This window comes from Pedobacter sp. GSP4 (assembly GCF_051857575.1).
GTDB lineage: Bacteria > Bacteroidota > Bacteroidia > Sphingobacteriales > Sphingobacteriaceae > Pedobacter.
Map to the genome: position 1 here is coordinate 302,703 of NZ_JBPZIR010000003.1, position 18,979 is coordinate 321,681.

General features: G+C 41.3%; 18 protein-coding genes and 1 riboswitch. Of the genes, 7 read left to right on the top strand and 11 right to left on the bottom strand.

What is annotated here, in order from left to right:
* Positions 1–51: 51 nt before the first annotated feature.
* From ACS5PU_RS08475 to def, 4 genes are all read left to right on the top strand, one after another.
* The gene (locus tag ACS5PU_RS08475; RefSeq protein ID WP_439458855.1) at positions 52–2,202 is read left to right on the top strand and encodes a S9 family peptidase; all 2,151 of its coding nucleotides are present in this window, start codon (positions 52–54) and stop codon (positions 2,200–2,202) included.
* Between the two features lie 176 nt (positions 2,203–2,378).
* A complete protein-coding gene (locus ACS5PU_RS08480; protein WP_439458856.1) occupies positions 2,379–2,831 on the top strand; it encodes a hypothetical protein in 453 nt (150 codons plus the stop codon).
* Between the two features lie 26 nt (positions 2,832–2,857).
* Positions 2,858–4,090: a M16 family metallopeptidase gene (locus ACS5PU_RS08485; RefSeq protein ID WP_439458857.1), complete on the top strand. Its 1,233-nt coding sequence runs from the start codon at positions 2,858–2,860 to the stop codon at positions 4,088–4,090.
* A gap of 187 nt (positions 4,091–4,277) precedes the next feature.
* Positions 4,278–4,838, top strand: coding sequence for a peptide deformylase (def, locus tag ACS5PU_RS08490; RefSeq protein ID WP_439458858.1), 561 nt, complete (start codon positions 4,278–4,280; stop codon positions 4,836–4,838).
* Between the two features lie 233 nt (positions 4,839–5,071).
* Here def and moeB read toward each other — a convergent pair whose 3' ends face one another.
* The 10 genes from moeB to ACS5PU_RS08540 all read right to left on the bottom strand — a co-directional run bounded on the left by moeB (position 5,072) and on the right by ACS5PU_RS08540 (position 13,955).
* Positions 5,072–6,127: a molybdopterin-synthase adenylyltransferase MoeB gene (moeB, locus tag ACS5PU_RS08495; protein WP_439458859.1), complete on the bottom strand. Its 1,056-nt coding sequence runs from the start codon at positions 6,125–6,127 to the stop codon at positions 5,072–5,074.
* Entirely contained in the window at positions 6,121–7,245 is a 1,125-nt protein-coding gene (thiH, locus tag ACS5PU_RS08500; protein ID WP_439458860.1) for a 2-iminoacetate synthase ThiH, read from the bottom strand. Before thiH ends, moeB begins: the two co-directional genes overlap by 7 nt.
* Positions 7,232–8,002: a thiazole synthase gene (locus tag ACS5PU_RS08505; protein WP_439458861.1), complete on the bottom strand. Its 771-nt coding sequence runs from the start codon at positions 8,000–8,002 to the stop codon at positions 7,232–7,234. The genes thiH and ACS5PU_RS08505 overlap by 14 nt, the downstream gene beginning before the upstream one ends.
* Before the next feature lies 1 nt (position 8,003).
* Entirely contained in the window at positions 8,004–8,645 is a 642-nt protein-coding gene (locus ACS5PU_RS08510) for a thiamine phosphate synthase (RefSeq protein WP_439458862.1), read from the bottom strand.
* A gap of 4 nt (positions 8,646–8,649) precedes the next feature.
* Positions 8,650–9,240 carry a thiamine phosphate synthase gene (locus tag ACS5PU_RS08515; RefSeq protein WP_439458863.1) on the bottom strand — a complete coding sequence of 197 codons (591 nt, stop codon included), beginning with the start codon at positions 9,238–9,240 and terminating at the stop codon, positions 8,650–8,652.
* 5 nt (positions 9,241–9,245) lie between these two features.
* Entirely contained in the window at positions 9,246–11,129 is a 1,884-nt protein-coding gene (gene thiC / locus ACS5PU_RS08520; RefSeq protein WP_439458864.1) for a phosphomethylpyrimidine synthase ThiC, read from the bottom strand.
* A 132-nt stretch (positions 11,130–11,261) separates the two neighbouring features.
* The gene (gene thiS / locus ACS5PU_RS08525; protein ID WP_439458865.1) at positions 11,262–11,465 is read right to left on the bottom strand and encodes a sulfur carrier protein ThiS; all 204 of its coding nucleotides are present in this window, start codon (positions 11,463–11,465) and stop codon (positions 11,262–11,264) included.
* Positions 11,466–11,527: 62 nt separating this feature from the next.
* Positions 11,528–11,615, bottom strand: a riboswitch (TPP riboswitch).
* 295 nt (positions 11,616–11,910) lie between these two features.
* Positions 11,911–12,546, bottom strand: coding sequence for a hypothetical protein (locus tag ACS5PU_RS08530; RefSeq protein WP_439458866.1), 636 nt, complete (start codon positions 12,544–12,546; stop codon positions 11,911–11,913).
* Between the two features lie 46 nt (positions 12,547–12,592).
* On the bottom strand, positions 12,593–12,844 hold the full coding sequence (locus ACS5PU_RS08535; RefSeq protein ID WP_439458867.1) for a NifU family protein: 252 nt from the start codon (positions 12,842–12,844) through the stop codon (positions 12,593–12,595).
* 34 nt (positions 12,845–12,878) lie between these two features.
* Positions 12,879–13,955, bottom strand: coding sequence for an Mrp/NBP35 family ATP-binding protein (locus ACS5PU_RS08540; RefSeq protein WP_439458868.1), 1,077 nt, complete (start codon positions 13,953–13,955; stop codon positions 12,879–12,881).
* A gap of 131 nt (positions 13,956–14,086) precedes the next feature.
* On the opposite strand from ACS5PU_RS08540, the gene ACS5PU_RS08545 reads away from it, so the two are divergent.
* From ACS5PU_RS08545 to ACS5PU_RS08555, 3 genes are all read left to right on the top strand, one after another.
* Positions 14,087–16,249 (top strand): transglycosylase domain-containing protein, encoded by a 2,163-nt coding sequence (locus tag ACS5PU_RS08545; RefSeq protein WP_439458869.1) that lies wholly within the window; start codon positions 14,087–14,089, stop codon positions 16,247–16,249.
* 183 nt (positions 16,250–16,432) lie between these two features.
* A complete protein-coding gene (gene hpt, locus ACS5PU_RS08550) occupies positions 16,433–16,975 on the top strand; it encodes a hypoxanthine phosphoribosyltransferase (RefSeq protein WP_439458870.1) in 543 nt (180 codons plus the stop codon).
* A gap of 55 nt (positions 16,976–17,030) precedes the next feature.
* Complete coding sequence (locus ACS5PU_RS08555; RefSeq protein WP_439458871.1) at positions 17,031–17,690, top strand: phosphatidylserine decarboxylase family protein; 660 nt, start codon at positions 17,031–17,033, stop codon at positions 17,688–17,690.
* A gap of 73 nt (positions 17,691–17,763) precedes the next feature.
* Here the strand turns inward: ACS5PU_RS08555 and ACS5PU_RS08560 are convergent, their stop codons facing one another.
* Positions 17,764–18,939, bottom strand: a complete 1,176-nt coding sequence (locus ACS5PU_RS08560; RefSeq protein WP_439458872.1) for a mechanosensitive ion channel family protein — start codon at positions 18,937–18,939, stop codon at positions 17,764–17,766.
* Between the last annotated feature and the right edge of the window lie 40 nt (positions 18,940–18,979).

Sequence of the window (18,979 nt, forward strand, 5' to 3'; positions counted from 1 at the left end):
TAATGAACCAAAAAAATTAATTAAATTGCATTGAACCTAAATCCCACCACTATGAAACGTATCTTACCTGCCCTTATATTGCTCAGTGCAGTTACGGCTTGTAACCAACCACAAAAAGAAGAAATGAAACCAATAAAATGGCCTGATGCCAAAGCGCCCGTAGCCGAAGTAATTCCACACAAAAGAGTTATACACGGCGATACTGTTGTAGATAACTATTACTGGATGATTGATTATTTTAAAAAAGGTCCGGATAGTACAAAGGTTGTAGATTACCTGAAAGCAGAAAACACCTACCTCAGTACCATGATGAAAAGTACAGATCAGTTTCAGGCCGATCTGTTTAAAGAAATGAAAAGCCGGATTAAAGAAAAAGACGAATCTGTTCCGGTTTTCAAAAACGGATACTTTTATTATTCCAGAACGGAAGATGGAAAACAGTATTTTAAATATTGCCGTAAAAAGGGTAGCCTAACTGCACCCGAAGAAATACTTTTGGATGTAGATAAGCTTGCCGAAGGACATGCCTACTACAGTACAACAGGTTTTAGCATTAGTCCTGATAATAAGTTACTGGCCTTTGGTGTAGATCAGGTATCGCGCCGCCAGTATACCATTAACATCAAGAATTTAGAAACAGGAGAAATTTTAAAAGATGCCATTGCCAATACCGAAGGCGCTGTAGCTTGGGCAAACGATAACAAGACTTTCTTTTATACCTCTAAAAACCCGGTAACTTTATTAAGCGAAAAAATTAAAAAACATACGCTTGGTGCTGATGCCAAAACTGATGTGGTAGCCTACGATGAGAAAGACAATACGAATTACATCGGGGTGGGTAAATCCAAAAACGGCAGGTATATTTTTATCGTATCGCAGGGTACACTAACGTCTGAATACAAACTGATCGATGCCGACCATCCAGAAACACCGTTTAAGGTTTTTGCAGCCCGTGCTAAAGATGTTTTGTATGATGTAATGGCTGTTGACGATAAATTTTTAATATTAACCAACTGGAACGCCAAAAACTTCCGTTTAATGGAATGCCCATTAGATAAAACCGACAAAGAAAACTGGAAAGAGGTAATTGCACACCGCGCCGATGTTTTGCTTGAAGGTGCTGAAGAATTTAAAGATTATACCGTTTTATCTGAACGCAAAAACGGCCTTACCGAGCTAAGGGTATTAAAAAAAGATGGCAGCGATTATTATATCAAGTTTGATGAACCTGTTTACGACGCCGGTGTAGGTTCAAATCCGGAATATAACAGCAGTACATTGCGTTACTCTTATACATCGCTAACCACACCAAATTCAATTTACGATTATAACCTGGTTAAAAAAGACCAAAAGCTGATGAAACAGCAAGAGGTTTTAGGCGGTTATAACCCTAAAGATTACGTTACTGAGCGTGTTTTTGCCACGGCTAAAGATGGCATCAAGGTTCCTATTGCTTTGGTATATAAAAAGGGTTTCGAGAAGAATGGAAAATCACCTCTGCTACTTTATGGTTATGGCTCTTACGGCGCAAATTCTGATGTTTATTTTTCTTCACAAAGGCTGAGCCTGTTGGATAGGGGGTTTGCCTTTGCCATTGCCAATATCCGTGGTGGACAGGAAATGGGCCGCCAGTGGTATGAAGATGGTAAACTGATGAAAAAGAAAAATACTTTTACCGATTTTATTGCGGCTGGCGAATACCTGATCGATCAGAAATACACTTCGAAAGGGCATTTATATGCACACGGCGGAAGTGCTGGTGGACTTTTAATGGGCGCTATTGTGAACCTTGCCCCCGATTTATGGAACGGTGTTATTGCCGATGTTCCTTTTGTTGATGTAGTGAATACCATGCTCGATGAAAGCATTCCATTAACTACCAATGAATTTGATGAATGGGGAAACCCGAAGCAAAAGGCAGCTTACGAATACATGAAAAGCTACTCGCCATACGAAAACGTAGCGAAAAAAGCCTATCCAAATATCCTGGTTACCACTGGCCTGCACGATAGTCAGGTACAGTATTTCGAGCCAGCCAAATGGGTGGCCAAACTTAGGGCAACCAAAACAGATAAAAACGTGCTTTTGCTAAAAACCAATATGGAATTTGGCCATGGCGGTGCCTCTGGCCGCTTCGATTACTTAAAAGATGTTTCGTTGAGATGGGCCTTTTTATTTGCATTGGAGGGGATTGAGAAATAAATTTATCAGGATCGTCATTTCGAGCGGACCCGATAGCTATCGGGTGAAACAAAGTCGAGAACCACCAAGTGCTCAGCAAAGCTAGATCTTCGAGTATAAATCTAAAAAGATCTCTCCGCTACGGTCGAGATGACGGACCTTTTTAAACCAAACAATAAAACTTTTTAAACTATATAATGAACACTAAATTAAAAACACTTCAAACTATTCACCTGGCTTTATGCGCTGGCGTTTTCCTTTTTGCACTCGTAACCATATTCCTAAACCGCGAAATCATGTTTTTTGATGCCAATCCCAAAACCACTTCGCCTTTTAACCCTATATTTCCGATCATGGGATTGATCACTATCTCTTCGGCTATTTTTTTATTCAGAAACACCCTTTCAAAAATTGATAAAACCGCTACAGCTGATGTAAAAATTAATCTTTATCAAAGTGCGTTTATCATCAGTTCGGCATTATTGGAAGCAGGTGCACTTTTTAACCTGGTAGGCTTTTTTATTACCCACAATTCATTTTTCCTGATCTTTGCACTCGGCAATTTCGTTTTTATGGTACTCAACAGGCCAACCAAAGATAAATTGATATCCGCTTTACAATTGCAATATCCAGATACAGAGGCATTGTAAGCAATTAGCCTTATCTTTGCCCACCAATGGAATACAATGTTCACACTTTGCCAAACGGCATACGCTTACTGCATGTGCCTTCGGCTTCGGCAATATCTCATGCTTGCATCATTATCAATACAGGCTCCCGCGATGAGCCCATTCATAAAGCTGGATTAGCACATTTTATAGAGCACCTGATTTTTAAACGTACCGAAAAGCGGAGCACCAACCAGATTTTAAACCGATTGGAAAGTGTTGGGGCCGATTTAAATGCCTATACAACCAAGGAATACACCTGCGTACATGCTTCTTTTTTAAACCCGTATTTAGATAGAACCTTAGATCTTTTTAACGATATTATTTTCCATTCTACTTTTCCAGAGGAGGAAATGGACAAAGAGAAAAGTGTTATTTTAGATGAGATTGCTTCCTACCTCGATCAACCTGAAGAAGCCATAAACGATGACTTTGAAGATATGCTTTTTGCTGGTCATGCGCTGGGCAATAATATTTTGGGCACAATAGCCTCTGTTCAGGGATTTACCCGCGAGGATGTGATCAATTTCAGAAAGGCGAATTACCGCACCAGCGAAATCGTGGTTGCTGTTTTAGGCAATTATACTTTTAATAGTTTCGTAAATAAAGGGAGCAAGCATTTTGCTGGGGTTGAAGAAAATAATCCGCCAAAAGAAAGGATTAAACCGGGCATTTTGCCACAAACCAACACTACCATTTACAAACCCATTATGCAGGCACACTGTATTTTGGGCACACAGGCTTACTCTACACACGAAAACCAGAAGGTGCCTTTAATGTTGTTGAATAATTATTTCGGCGGCAACGGAATGAGCTCTGTATTGAACCTGCAGATTAGAGAAAAATATGGCATTGCTTACACCATAGAATCTAATTTTTCGCCGTTGAGCGATACCGGCATCTTTTCGATCTACTTTGGTACAGATAAGGAAAAGCAGGCAAAAGCACTTTCGTTGATCTTTAAGGAAATCAAAAAGCTTAAAGAAAACCCGCTTAATGAACTGCAGCTGCAAAAGGCCAAAAATAAATTTATAGGCCAGATAGCGCTCGGCGAAGAAAACAGGATCGGTTTAATCATTTCCATGGCCAAGAGCCTCATCGATCATGATAAAATAGATTCACTGGAGACTGTTTTTGAGAAAATTAATGCCGTTAATACTGCTCAGATGGCCGATGTGGTACAAGAAGTGTTAGCGATCGATCAACTGAATATCTTTACTTTCTGCCCAATAGAGGAATAATTCTTATTTTTGTAAAGAATTTGCTGTCATACCGAGGAACAAAGCATCTCATTTCGATCAGCAGTTCTATTAAATACAGTGGTAACTTGTTCGATAATGCTAAAAAGAAGATTCTTCATTGCATTCAGAATAACAATTTGCCCACACTAACAAATTCAGATCCAGATCTGAAAAAAAATACAATACAATGAAATTACCAATAGTAGCTTACGGCGATCCTGTTTTAAAAAAGGTAGGTACCGATATCGATAAAGATTATCCAGAATTAAAGCAACTGATCAGCGACATGTTCGATACCATGTACCATGCAAATGGCGTTGGACTGGCTGCACCGCAAATAGGCCTTCCAATACGTTTGTTTATTGTTGATACCGGCGAAGATGAAGATGGTAAGCCAGGATACAAGAAAGTTTTTATCAATGCAGAAATTTTAGAAGAAACCGGCGAACCATGGTTTTTTAACGAGGGCTGTTTAAGTATTCCCGATATCCGCGAAAATATTTCGCGCAAGCCAAATATTAAAATTACCTATTTCGATGAGAACTGGGTAGAGCATACGGATGATGTGGATGGAATGCCTGCACGCGTTATTCAGCACGAATACGACCATATTGAAGGAAAATTATTTACCGATAAAGTTAGCGTACTCCGCAAAACGATGCTAAAAAGTAAACTGGATGCGATTTCGAAAGGAAATATCAAAACAGATTACAAAATGAAGTTTCCGAACAAAAGCAAGAAAAGATAGGCTTGGATGGAAGATGTAAAAGGGAAAATGGAAACGTTTTCCCTTTTTTGTTTTTATCTCATGCTATTCAGCTTAACGAAACATTTAATTAAAACGTCAGCCTTGAAATGGTCATTATCGAATGAGCATTTCACATTAACCACAAAGAGCACAAAGAAAAGGCACAGAGAAACCAAAGCGGTTGATTAATTCAGCAAGTGATGCTCAGTACAAAACGCAGTGGGCTGTTGTAGTTAAATTTTTCGCGCCGTGCTTAATCCACCTTTTAAGCTATACACCTCTCCAACATAAATTGGAAGTAATAGCTGAGCTGCCATTTGGCTCCTTTGCCCAGTTTGGCAATAAAATACCACTTTCTTGTTTTCTGGAATAAGGGCAACCGATTCAGCTAAATTATAGAGCGAAATATTAATCCCGCCAATATGATGCTCTTCATGTTCATAATCTTCGCGTACATCAATCAGAAAAACAGTTTCTGCACTTTCGCTTATCCATAGGGAAAGGGTTTGCTGGTCGATTTCCTTTATCGATATACTATTTTTTAAGGCCTGGACTACTGGTTTTTCAACAGGTTTTTCCCGTTTAATCTGAAACACATAATGGGTATTGTTTAGTGCATCAACCGTCATTAATTTACCAGCCAGGGTTTCGCCGATTCCACAGATAAGCTTAATGGTTTCGTTGGCCATATATAAGCCGATAAGTCCCGGTAAAATGCCAATAACGCCACCTTCAATGCAACTGATGTTTTCGGTGGGCGGCTCAGGGTAAAGGTTTCTGTAATTTGCACAACCTTGGTGGTTAAAAACAGCTATCTGACCTTCAAACTTCAAAATAGAGCCAAAAACCAAGGTTTTGCCCAAGGCTACACAGGTATCGTTTACCAGATACCGCGTATCAAAATTATCAGAGCAATCGATTACCAGATCATACTGCTGGCAAATTTCTGTAGCCCTTGTATCCGTAAACCTTTCGTTAAAGCTATTTACACTGAGCTGTGGGTTAAGCTGTAGCAGTTTTTCTTTGGCTATGGTTGCCTTAGGTTTGCCAATATCGGCCATATGGTAAAGAATTTGCCTGTGCAGATTGCTTAAGGCCACCAAATCGTCGTCTACAATTCCAATCTCTCCAATGCCGGCAGCAGCAAGATATTGCAGCACGGGGCAACCCAAGCCACCCGCACCAATTACCAATACCCTTGCTGCCTTTAATTTCTGCTGTCCCAAAAGGCCAATTTCAGGCAATATCATCTGCCTGTTGTAACGGCCAATTTCTTCTTTTGCTAACATGATTTGCGGATTAAAGCCATATCCCAATCTTTCCAGATGGGTTCGTAACCCTGTTTTCTAATCATTGCGGCAATTTCCTGCGCCGAACGCTCATCGGATATCTCGAACTGCTCTAACGATTGTGGCTCTACGTGATAGCCTCCCGGATTGGTTTTTGAGCCTGCACTAATGGCCGTTATACCCAGTTTAATCACCTGGTTTCTAAAAGCAACGGTTTCGCGGGTTGAGATAGAAAGTTCCACTTCGCTGTTAAATAGGCGATAGGCACAGATCAGCTGAACAAGTTCCTTATCGTTCATGGCTACTTTGGGCTCTAAACCACCGCTAAAAGGGCGCAACCGTGGAAAAGATATGCTGAATTTACTCTGCCAGTATTGCTTTTCTAGGTAAGAGAGGTGAAGAGCGGTAAAAAACGAGTCGGTTCTCCAGTCTTCCAAACCAATTAACACGCCCAATCCCATTTTATGGATGCCAGCCTGCCCCAATCGGTCGGGAGTTTCCAAACGGTATAAAAAGTTCGATTTTTTCCCTTTGGGATGATGTTTGCGGTAATCGTCCTGATGGTAAGTTTCCTGATAAACCAAAACAGTGTTTAAGCCATGCGGGATCAAGGTTTCGTAATCTGCTACATCCAAGGGCTGCACTTCCATAGAAATGTGCGAAAAATGTGGACTGATCAGATCCAGTACCTTTTTAAAATAATCGGTATGTACACTTTGATTGGCTTCGCCGGTAACCAACAGCACATGATCGTAGCCCATGCCTTTAATTACCGCAACCTCCTGCATAATTTCAATTGGTGTAAGCGTTCTCCTTCTTACTTTATTGTCGTAGCTGAAACCGCAATAGGTACAAATATTACTGCACTCGTTAGAAAGGTACAGCGGAATGTACATCTGTATGGTACGGCCAAAACGGTCGAGGGTTAAACGCTGACTAATCTGCGCCATATCTTCAAGATAGGGCAAAGCTGCGGGAGAAATAAGCGCCTTAAAATCTTCGAGGCTGCGGTTTTGAGCGCCTAATGCATTTTCCACATCGGCACTTGTTTTATCGTAAATACTGGCTTTGGTATCGTCCCAATTGTGCGATTCGAATACCTGGTTAAAACTGTTCATCAAGAAATGAGGTTAGTGGACTGCTTGCTGCGGCATAATGTTGTTGAGCGCCAAGTTTCGATTCGAAGGCCATCCGACCAGCCTCTACGGCCAGTTTAAATGCGGCAGCCATTTGCGTGGGATTTTTAGAAATGGCAATGGCCGTGTTCACCAAAACAGCATCAGCACCGATTTCCATCGCCTTTGCTGCATCAGATGGAGCGCCGATACCAGCATCGATAATTACCGGAACACTGCTCTGGCTGATGATAATTTCTAAAAAGTCGATCGTTTTTAATCCTTTATTGCTGCCTATGGGCGAACCCAATGGCATTACCGCTGCAGTGCCCACATCTTCCAGCCGCTTGCACAATACAGGGTCGGCGTGGATATAAGGCAGCACCACAAAGCCCAATTTAACCAGTTCTTCTGTTGCTTTTAAGGTTTCAATGGGGTCGGGCATTAAGTATTTAGGATCAGGATGGATTTCGAGCTTGATCCAATTCGTTTCTAAAGCTTCGCGTGCCAGCTGTGCAGCAAAAACGGCTTCTTTGGCATTGCGCACGCCCGATGTATTGGGCAGGAGGTTAATGTGCGGATATTTAAGGTGCTGCAGGATATCGTCGTCTTTACCTTTTAAATCAACACGTTTAAGTGCCACCGTAACGAGCTCGGAAGCCGAGGCAATTAAGGCACTCTCCATTTCTTTTGCCGAACTGAATTTTCCTGTTCCGGTAAAAAGGCGAGAGCTAAAGGTTTGATTGGCTATGGTTAACATACTAGTTTTGAATAGAGTTGATACTTAGTTTATCGTTGATCTGGCTGAGGATGGCCTCTGTTTGCGTTTGGTTGGTTAGCGCTGCTGATACCGCTACGCCATAAATACCTGTTTCGAGGATAGAAGAGATATCTGCAGCTTCAATGCCCCCAATGGCAATTATTGGCGTAGTTATCCCTGCCTTTTTTACCTTTTCCATTAACTTTTGATAGCCCTCCAAGCCTACAATAGGACTTAGGTTTTCTTTGGTCCGCGTAAACCTGAACGGGCCAAGACCTATGTAATCTGCACCTTCGGCAACGCGTTGAAGAATATGTTCGAAAGTGTTGGCCGTACCACCAATAATCTGATCAGGACCGATTATTTTACGGGCTTCGGCAATGGGCATATCCTGTAAGCCCAAATGTACCCCATAACTGCCAACCGCTTTGGCAAGATGTGGAAAATCATTGATAATCAATTGGGCGCCATAGCTTTTGCAGAGCTGCTGAGCGGCCTGTGCGAAAGGCAAAATCTCACATTCGGGCAGATTTTTAATACGGAGCTGAATCCATTTTCCTCCGGCTTTGAGCACTTGTTCAATGGCATCTATGTGTGTGCCGGTTTGCGGCTTTTGTGATATATATTGTAATGGGTTAATCATTTTGCTAGGTTATAAATTCGCATTTGGATTGTATTTGCTTAAAGTTTGTTAATGCTTGTGCTGGCTCTTTCCAGATACTTCCCAAAAGAGCAAGTCCATCAAAATCCATATCTTTTACAAGCGCCACCTCGTTTAAACCAATACCGCCAAGAGCAATCAGTTTGGTGTGATGAGTTTTCTTGAGCATGAACTTTGGCGTTATAATACCCATATAGCCGGGTTTAGAAATACTGTCGAATATCGGGCTAAGGAAACTATAATGGTACTGGCCGATGTACGGAATATCTTCAACCCGATGGATAGAAGTACTGAATATCCTGTTCCCCGAAAAATCCATACCTGCATTGCGCTTTCTACAATTTTCGGTGTGGTGGATTCTTTTGATCCCGTAATCGCCGGCGAGTTCATGGAAATGGTGCAACGCAATCCGATGGTGATATTCGGGTAAAATACCCGCCAGGAACTTTTGGTAAGTGCTGCGTTCGTTGATTTCTTTGCGCAGGTGAAAAACCTGTAAGCCCGCTTCGAAAAGCTGATTTACAATCTGGGTTTCGCCATTAAAACTTTTGGGCTTAGCAATTACAATCAGTTCCATAGGGTTTAAGAATAAATTTCGCTTCCTTTTTCGGTAAACTCTTTCGATTTTTCCTCCATACCCTTACTGAGCGCATCTTCAGTTTCCAATCCCTGCTGTGCGGCATATTCGCGTACATCATGGGTAATTTTCATCGAGCAGAAATTTGGTCCGCACATCGAACAGAAATGGGCAATTTTGGCGCCCTCCGCCGGAAGTGTTTCATCATGGAATTCCTTAGCGGTATCCGGATCCAGCGAAAGGTTAAACTGGTCTTCCCATCTAAATTCGAACCGGGCCTTACTCAACGCGTTGTCTCTATACTGTGCACCCGGATGCCCTTTAGCCAGATCGGCTGCATGTGCCGCAATTTTATAGGTAATTACCCCATCTTTTACGTCTTTCTTATTCGGCAGGCCTAAATGTTCTTTGGGTGTAACATAACAAAGCATGGCCGTTCCGAACCAGCCAATCATTGCCGCACCTATGGCCGAGGTAATGTGATCGTAACCCGGCGCAATATCGGTAGTTAGCGGCCCTAAGGTATAAAATGGAGCTTCGGCACAATGCTCCAGCTGTTTTTCCATATTGGCTTTAATCAGGTGCATGGGCACATGGCCTGGTCCTTCTATAATGGTCTGTACATCGTGTTTCCAGGCTATTTTGGTCAGCTCGCCGAGTGTTTCCAGTTCCGAAAACTGTGCAGCATCATTGGCATCGGCAATACAGCCCGGCCTCAAGCCATCACCTAAAGAGAAAGCCACATCGTAAGCTTTCATAATTTCGCATATTTCTTCAAAATGGGTATACAGGAAATTTTCTTTGTGGTGGGCCAGGCACCATTTGGCCATAATTGATCCCCCGCGGGAAACAATACCCGTAATCCTTTTGGCAGTTAATGGCACATAACGGAGCAATACTCCGGCATGGATGGTAAAATAATCAACTCCTTGCTCTGCCTGCTCAATCAGGGTATCGCGAAAAATCTCCCAGGTAAGGTCTTCAGCTTTACCGTTTACTTTTTCGAGTGCCTGGTAAATAGGTACCGTACCAATCGGCACTGGCGAATTGCGGATAATCCATTCGCGCGTTTCGTGGATGTTTTTCCCTGTAGATAAGTCCATAATGGTATCGGCACCCCAACGGCAGGCCCAAACGGCTTTTTCTACTTCCTCTTCTATGGTTGAGGTAACAGTCGAATTACCAATATTAGCATTAATTTTAACCAGAAAATTACGCCCGATGATCATGGGTTCGAGTTCCGGGTGGTTAATGTTGCAGGGAATTACAGCCCTGCCTGCAGCTACTTCTGCACGTACAAATTCGGGGGTGATATATCCTTTTGGGGTATTGGCGCCAAAGCTATTGCCCTGATGCTGGTGGTTCATTACCGTATGCTGATTGCCCAGCTGTTCGTTTAAAAGTTCTATCTGTTGGTTTTCCCTAATGGCAATGTATTCCATTTCGGCGGTTATAATGCCTTTTTTGGCATAGTGCATCTGCGATACGTTTGCACCCGGCTCTGCCTTGAAAGGCTTGTTAATGTGGTTAAACCTTAGGTTATCGAGTTTGCTATCTGCCAGACGCTGTTGGCCATAGGCCGATGATAACTGATCGAGCTGCACTACATCCTCGCGGTCGGTTATCCATTTTTCGCGTAGGCGCGGCAGCCCTTTTTTAACATCAATAACAGCATTTGGATCGGTGTATGGTCCGCTGGTATCGTACACTGTTACCGGAGGATTTGGTTCAGTTAATCCGAAACCGTTGTGGATTTTAGTATCGGTTAGGGTAATTGCCCGCATGGCCACCTGAATGTTGTGGATTTTGCCAGGCACAAAAATTTTGCTCGATGCCGGAAAAGGGCTACGGCTGATGACTCCAGCATTTGGGGTTTTTTCTTGTTTCATATTTAAAATGATTGAATGGTAGATTGAGTAAATGATAGATTGAATGAGTGGGGGGAAGGAATTATTGAAGGAAAGAATGATCGGACTACATATCCCATTCAGTTATTCAAAATCCAACCATTTAAGTATTTGTTACCCACCCTGAGTGGCTTTGATGAGTATAATCTGATCGCCCTGCTGCAGCGGATGTGTAGACCAGCCCGATTTGGGAATAATGGTTTGGTTTACCGCAATGGCAAGGCCAGTGGTTTCGGCAACAGAAACTTTAGCAAGCATCAGTTCGATGGAACTGGCTTCATCAAGCAGGTAAGGTTGGTTGTTTATAGTTACTTCCATAGGTTAAAAATTTGGAAAAACTATAGCGATTGCCCCGTAACGGAGTATGAAAAGACAGCAATGGTATTGCGCTCACTTTTCCCTTCGGCAGTACTAACTGCATCAGGTTCAAAGGGTATTTCTCAGCACTAGGCACCCCTAAAGTTTTTTGTAAATATATAGGATTATATTCCGAATGCAAATAAAAAAATAAAATTACGCGGTACATCTGCGCGTTACGCTATTGGTGGAGCATAACATTTTGAGGGGATTTTTAAGCGCGGAAACAAACCCTTATAGTTAAAAACTATTTATTTTTATTTATTTATAGTTTTTACAAATGCTTTAGATCTGCTCTTTTTTTAAGCACAAAGCACATAAGCAGAGGTATAAGAAACGAAGCTTGTTATGGTCATTCAAACGAAAAACCCAATTAGACGAGAGGTACTGAACTTAGGATTCTAAATTAATTGGTACGGCTTTTATCCCCGTCAAAGATTTGCTGCATTAGCTTACCCCAAGCGAAAGGATTGAGCAGGGGATTGGTTTGCACCATATTTTTATTGATCATCCTATCAAAATTATAGCGGTAATTCTGGCTACCTATTTCCTGTCCATCGCGTGGCAGCGTTTGGATCAGGCCATCAATAGATGAACGCGAAAGGTTCTTTTTGGCAATGGCCATATCATCATCGGCCAGTTTCATCGATAGAAACTCGCGGGTAAATTCTTCGGTGGTTGCCCAAGGGAAAACGCGTACCGATGGCAGATCGATCACATTCGATTTCAACTTAACCATAATGGTATATTTACTATCGGGTGTGCCTTCGGGAATTACGGTGGAAAACTTTTTATACCCTATGGCGGTAAATAAAATGGTATCGCCAGGGTTTACAATAAAAGTAAAATAACCCCTGTAATCGGCCGCCACACGCTTGCTTTTGGCCGATAGGTTGGTTATGGTAACGTAAGGAATTACATTTGAACTATCGATATCGGTAATAATCCCAGAAAACTGGATGAGTTTATCCTGTGCCGGCTTTTGTTGTGCAAAAGCGGTAACAGAAAAAATTAAACAGATTAGGGCAACACAATATCTCATTAAGACAAAAGTAATTTTATTAATAAAACTTCCTTGTTAAATAGTGTTAAAGTGAATCTTGCTCGGCCATGTTTACAGCAACTACCGATGTAATTTGTGGTACAGCTTTCATAATAGCCTGCTCAATGCCCGATTTCATGGTCATGAAACTCATAGGACAAGAACCACAGTTACCCAATAGCTTAAGCTTAACCGTTCCGTCAGATGTAATTTCTTCAACAGAAACATCACCTCCATCAGCCTTCAAATACGGTCTGATAGTTTCCAATGCCTGTTCTACTTGCTCTGTTAAATTCATTATATGTTTTTTAAAGTATAAAAATAGTAATTTTTTAGCAATTCGCCATTTGCGCATTGTTGATGGATATCTGTTGTGCAATTTTACTTGCAATGTCTCCAAATATAGCATCCAACAAAGGATTTTGGTTTAAAGCCACGGGTTTCCCCTGATCTCCTGCTTCCGAAATGCTTTGAACAATCGGAATCTCGCCCAAAAACGGCACATCAAAACGCTGCGCCAGTTCAGTTCCACCACCTTTTCCGAAAATGTAATACTTATTTTCTGGCAGTTCTGCAGGTGTAAAATACGACATGTTTTCAATAACTCCTAAAATAGGGATATTAATTCCGGGCATCCTGAACATTGCCAAACCTTTGTGGGTATCGGCAAGGGCTACCTGTTGGGGTGTGGTAACTACAACCGCTCCCGAAATCGGGAAACTCTGCGTAATCGTAATGTGGATATCGCCCGTTCCCGGTGGAAGATCTACAATCAGATAATCAAGTTCGCCCCAATTCGTATCGTTAAAAAGCTGCTTTACCGCATTCGAAGCCATCGGCCCACGCCAAGGCACAGGCTGTCCCGGATCGGCAAAAAAGCCAAGAGAAAGCAATTTAATGCCATACTTCTCAATCGGCAAAATTTTGGTTTTTCCATCTGCCGTTTCCTCTGCACCAGGTTTTGCATCAACCAGATCAAACATGGTTGGTACTGATGGACCATAAATATCAGCATCAATCAAACCAACTTTGGCACCATCTTTTGCTAATACAACCGCCAGATTGCTCGATACAGTAGATTTTCCGACACCGCCTTTTCCTGATGAAACCAAAATGATGTTTTTGATGTTATCCAATGATGATGAATTGGTTGGTTGGGTAACCCTCGAAGTTACATTGATGTTTACTTCTGCCGTTGCCGATACAAAATGCTTAATGGCATTTGTGCAGGCATTTTTGAGCATATCCTTCATCGGGCATGCTGGCGTAGTAAGCTCCAAGGTAAAATTGACCTGGTTATCCGTGATCTGTAAATCTTTTATCATGTTCAAGGTAACCAGATCTTTTTTAAGATCGGGATCCTCAACATTTTTAAGCGCATCTAAAACTTGTTGCGGGCTAATCTGCATCGTATTAATTTAAATTCAAAATTAACAAAACATAGCCATAAATACTTTTATTTAGCCTTTTTAACTGTAATTTTAACACGAAATAAACATTTAATTGTTACGTTTAAGCAATTAACCATTTTTACGACTATATGCGAATACCAAAAATTAAGATCCCCAAAAAATATTTAAAAATCGGAGCCTGGGTTTTAGGTGTTTTTTTAGTTGTTTGTATTGGTTTGGGTGCGGTAGCGTATAGTAAACGCGAAGCCCTCCTTAAAAAGATGGTTGCCAAAGCAATAGCCAAGGCAGATAAAGATTATGGTTTATCGGTAAAAATTGGATCGGCAGGCTTTACCGGCTTAAGTACAGTAAAAATGACCGCTATTTCTGTGGTTCCAAAAGATAGGGACACGCTTTCGAACATTGGCGAACTTAGCGTGGGCGTAAAATTATTCCCGCTCATATTTGGCAATGTAAAACTTTCGGAAGTAAAGTTAAATAATGGTTTTGTTAGTGTAGTGCTTAAAGATTCGACTACAAACATCGATTTTATCTTAAAAAGAAAGAAAAAAGACAGCACGGAGAACAAAAACAAGGTTAATCTTTCAGAAATTGCCAGCAATATCCTAAATCAGGTACTGTATAAAATACCCGATGATATGGACGTAAAGAACATGGTGTTTAAATTTAACGACCATGATACGGCAAGATTAAGCTTCGCAACGGAAGCTACCATTGATGGGGGCGACCTCAAATCGAGGATCAATGTAAATAATGGCGAATCTACCTGGCATGTTGATGGCTATGTAAATCCAGGCAGCAAAGAATTAAGCTTTACGGCATATGCCGATGGGAAAAAACTGGAGTTACCCTACCTGAACAATAAACTGCATGCCAAACTGAGTTTCGATACGCTGCAAACTGAGCTTAAAAATGCAAAATATAGCGGCGATGATTATAAGATTTCGGGATCGTGGTCCGTTAAGAATATGCTCATCAACCAGCCGCGAATTGCATCGAACGATATTATTGTACAAAGCGCTAAACTAGATGCCGATATTTTAGTCGGGCCTAACTACATTGCCTTAGACAGTACCTCTACTGCTTATTTAAAAAATGCGCAGATCCATCCCTATGTTAAATATACACTGGGCAAAAATAAAATTTATGAGCTGAAATTAAATGCGGAGGAACAAGATGCACAATCTGTTTTAAATGCTTTTCCACAGGGCTTATTCGAATCTTTAGAAGGCTTAAAGGTACAGGGTAAGGTAAAATACAACCTTAATTTCTATCTGGATACCAAAGTACCCGATAGCGTAAGGTTTAGCTCAACCCTTACCCCAGTTGATTTTAAGATTCTGCAGTGGGGCAAAACCAACCTTCAAAAAATTAACAGCCCCTTTATATACACACCTTACGAGTACGGAAAACCGATGCGCGACATTACCATTGGCCCGTCAAACCCGAACTTTACGCCCTTAACGGCGATCTCTAAAAACTTTATAAATGCGGTTTTAACGGCCGAAGATCCGTCGTTTTTTACGCATAACGGCTTTGTAGAAGAATCCATCCGCAAATCAATTGCCGTAAATTTTAAGGAGAAGAAATTTAAACGTGGCGGGAGTACCATTAGCATGCAGTTGGTTAAAAACGTTTATTTAAGCCGTCAAAAAACCTTGGCCCGTAAAGCCGAAGAAATTTTAATTGTGTGGCTTATTGAGCACAACCATTTGGTAAGTAAAAACCGGATGCTCGAGGTCTATTTTAATATTATGGAACTCGGCCAGAACATTTATGGTATTGGCGAGGCTTCGAGGTATTACTTTGGCAAGCAACCAGCCGATTTAACCATTGGCGATGGCTTGTTTTTAGCCAGCATTGTACCCAAGCCAAAAGCATCTATGTACAAATTTATGGCCGATGGAAGTTTAAAACCATACATGTTTAACTATTTTAGGTTTATGGGCAACATTATGGCCAGAAGGGGACTAACACCTAGCGATACCTCTGGTTATGGTTTTTATAACGTTCGTTTAAGGGAAGGATTACGCCAATACCTGGCGCCTGATACCGCTGTAATTGATACTGCTGCTTTTGATGATGATGAAGATGGCATGCCACCGGTAATCATGCAGGATAAAAACAAAAGTCTATTTGACCGTATTTTTGGCGGAGGTTCTAAAAAAGATACTTCCAGCAAGCAAACCACAACGCCAACAGATACCACAAAATCGAAAAAACAGTTGAGGCAGGAGCGGAGGGAAGAGCGGAGAAGGCAAAAGGAACTGGAGAAAAGCCAGGGGCAGTAGTTTTGAGCTGGGGTTGGGAGGCCGGTTTACAGTTTACAATTAACAGTTGCTTAAAACAGTTAACCCGTTACCTAATTTATACGATTAACCATTTCTGCTAACAATCGAACAATAAAGCGATGACCAGTAACAACATTACAGCCTTCCAACATTAAAACATTTTTCTAACAACAACAAAGCAGTATGCACAAAATACAGGTAGAGGATAAAGAATTCGAGATTTTTTTGGAAAACGATACGTTAAACAAAAGAATCCGTTTGCTCGGCATCCAGATGAATGTAGATTACGAGAAAAAATGTCCGCTATTTATCGGCGTATTGAATGGCAGTTTTCTTTTTATGGCCGATTTAATTAAAGAAATTAATGTGCCCTGCGAAGTGGCTTTTATGCGGGTAGCTTCTTACGAGGGTACCGCCAGCACCGGAAAGGTAAAAGAACTGATAGGATTGCCCGAAAATATTGAAGGTAGGGATATTATTGTTGTAGAAGATATTGTAGATACCGGCCTAACCCTTAGCCACATTTTAAAAACCATTAAAGAAAAGAAACCAGCATCGATTAAAGTAAGTACACTTTTATTGAAACCAAGCGCCCTACAGCACGAAATAGAAGAGCTTGAATATGTGGGCTTTGAAATACCCAACGAGTTTGTTGTAGGCTACGGACTGGATTACAATGGCCTTGGCAGAAACCTGACCGATATTTATAGAGCAACTGCGGTATAATTTTTAGATTGTATTAATTTATTTTTCGCACCTTTGCCCAATAATTACGAACACAATGACCATACATAAGGAAGGCTACACCACTATTGCCTTGAGCATATTGTTTATTTTTGTGATCAACGCAGTAGTTGATTATAAATACCATGATATAACCTGGCTGCGCTGGTTTATCTACATCTTTTCAGCTGCGCTGTTTATTATCGTACTGCAGTTTTTCCGCAATCCGACCCGTAGTTTCGCTGCTGGCGAAAATCTGGTAATATGTCCGGCTGATGGGAAGGTAGTGGTAATTGAAGAAACGGAAGAAGGCGAATATTTTAAAGATAAACGTTTACAGGTGTCGATTTTTATGTCGCCGATCAATGTTCACATTAACCGCAACCCGATCTCTGGCGTGGTAAAATTCTTTAAATATCACCCAGGTAAATATCTTGCTGCCTGGAACCCTAAATCTTCTACAGAAAACGAACGTACCACAACTGTGGTTGAACACAAAAACGGTACTCCCGTTTTATTCCGTCAAATTGCCGGCGCTTTGGCCCGCAGAATTGTATGGTATGTAAAAGAAGGAGATCAGGTAGTGCAAACCGAGCAGTTCGGTTTCATTAAATTTGGCTCAAGGGTAGATGTTTTCTTACCTGTAGGCACAAAGGTTAACGTAGAACTTAACCAGGTTGTAAAGGGCGGAATAACCACGCTGGCCACTTTAAGCTAAGCCATATAAAATTATAAAAAAAGCCTGTTTAGCATCAACTAAGCAGGCTTTTTTGTTTTATCACGATTAAGGCTTAATCGGTCGTATCGTTACCTACCTCTTCCTTATCACCTGCTGCCAACGGCCTATCGCTAATTAAACGCTGCGTAGGGTAGGCAAAATCAGATTTATTACGGATCACAATATCCATGATCTCTAGGTTAATTTCCTGCCTGATTTTAAGGAATTCGGCATAATTGAGTACGGTTACAAAATAGTTAACCTCCACATTCAATCCCGAATCGCCAAAGCTTTTAAACGACGCATTCCCATCATCGCTGGTGCCTTGGTGGTTATTGATATAACTTTCTATTTCGCTAATAATTTTACGCAGCGATCCTGAATTGGTTTCGTAGGTAAGGCCAATGATAAAAGATACCTTACGCGAATTTCTGAGCGATAGGTTTTCGAGCACACCATCGATCATCCCCCTGTTTGGAATAGTAGCCATCGTTTTTTCAGATGTACGGATCCTGGTACTTCTAAAACCAACCTTTTCTACAGTTCCTTCAACGCCATCAACCTTTACCAGATCGCCAACGGTAAAAGGCTTATCTAAAAAGATGGTAAAGGAGCCTATCAGGTTCTCTAAACTCTCTTTAGCCGCCAGCGCAATGGCAATACCGCCAATACCCAAACCTGTAATTAGGGTTAAAACATTAACTTCAAAAACGAAGCCCAAAAGCGTAAAGAAACCGATAAAAATTACAATGGTTTTAAACAGCTCCTTTAAAAAGGGCACAAGCTGATCGTCGGCCTTATTTTCGGTTAAGGAGGCTTTATACAGCAGCACATGACTGATGAAATCGATTATTCTTAAAACGATCCAGAAAAACGAGAGGATAATGAGAAACAGGAAAATGCGGTCTATACAATCTCCGATACTTACAGGGATAGATTCCTTAACCTTGCCGACCAATTTGGTGTAATGAAAAACAGCAACCTCTAAGGGGTGTTTAAGCTGGTTAATGGATAGATAAAGTGTGGTGAAAAGGATAAAAACCTCTATTGGCTTAAGCAGGAGTGCAACAAAAGCCTCATCGTGCGATTGACTGGAGAAGTTTCTAAAAAGCTTGAACAAAAGCTTGCTCAGTAGCTTTGATACAATTCTTTTAAATATGAGGCCCAGAAAAAGAATGCCCCCAAATAGGCAGTAGGCTTTTACAGTATTACCCCAAAAAACCTGGTCGAAAAAAGCAGAATCTAACATTTAGCAAAGGTATAAACAAAAAAACCTCCACGAAATTAAT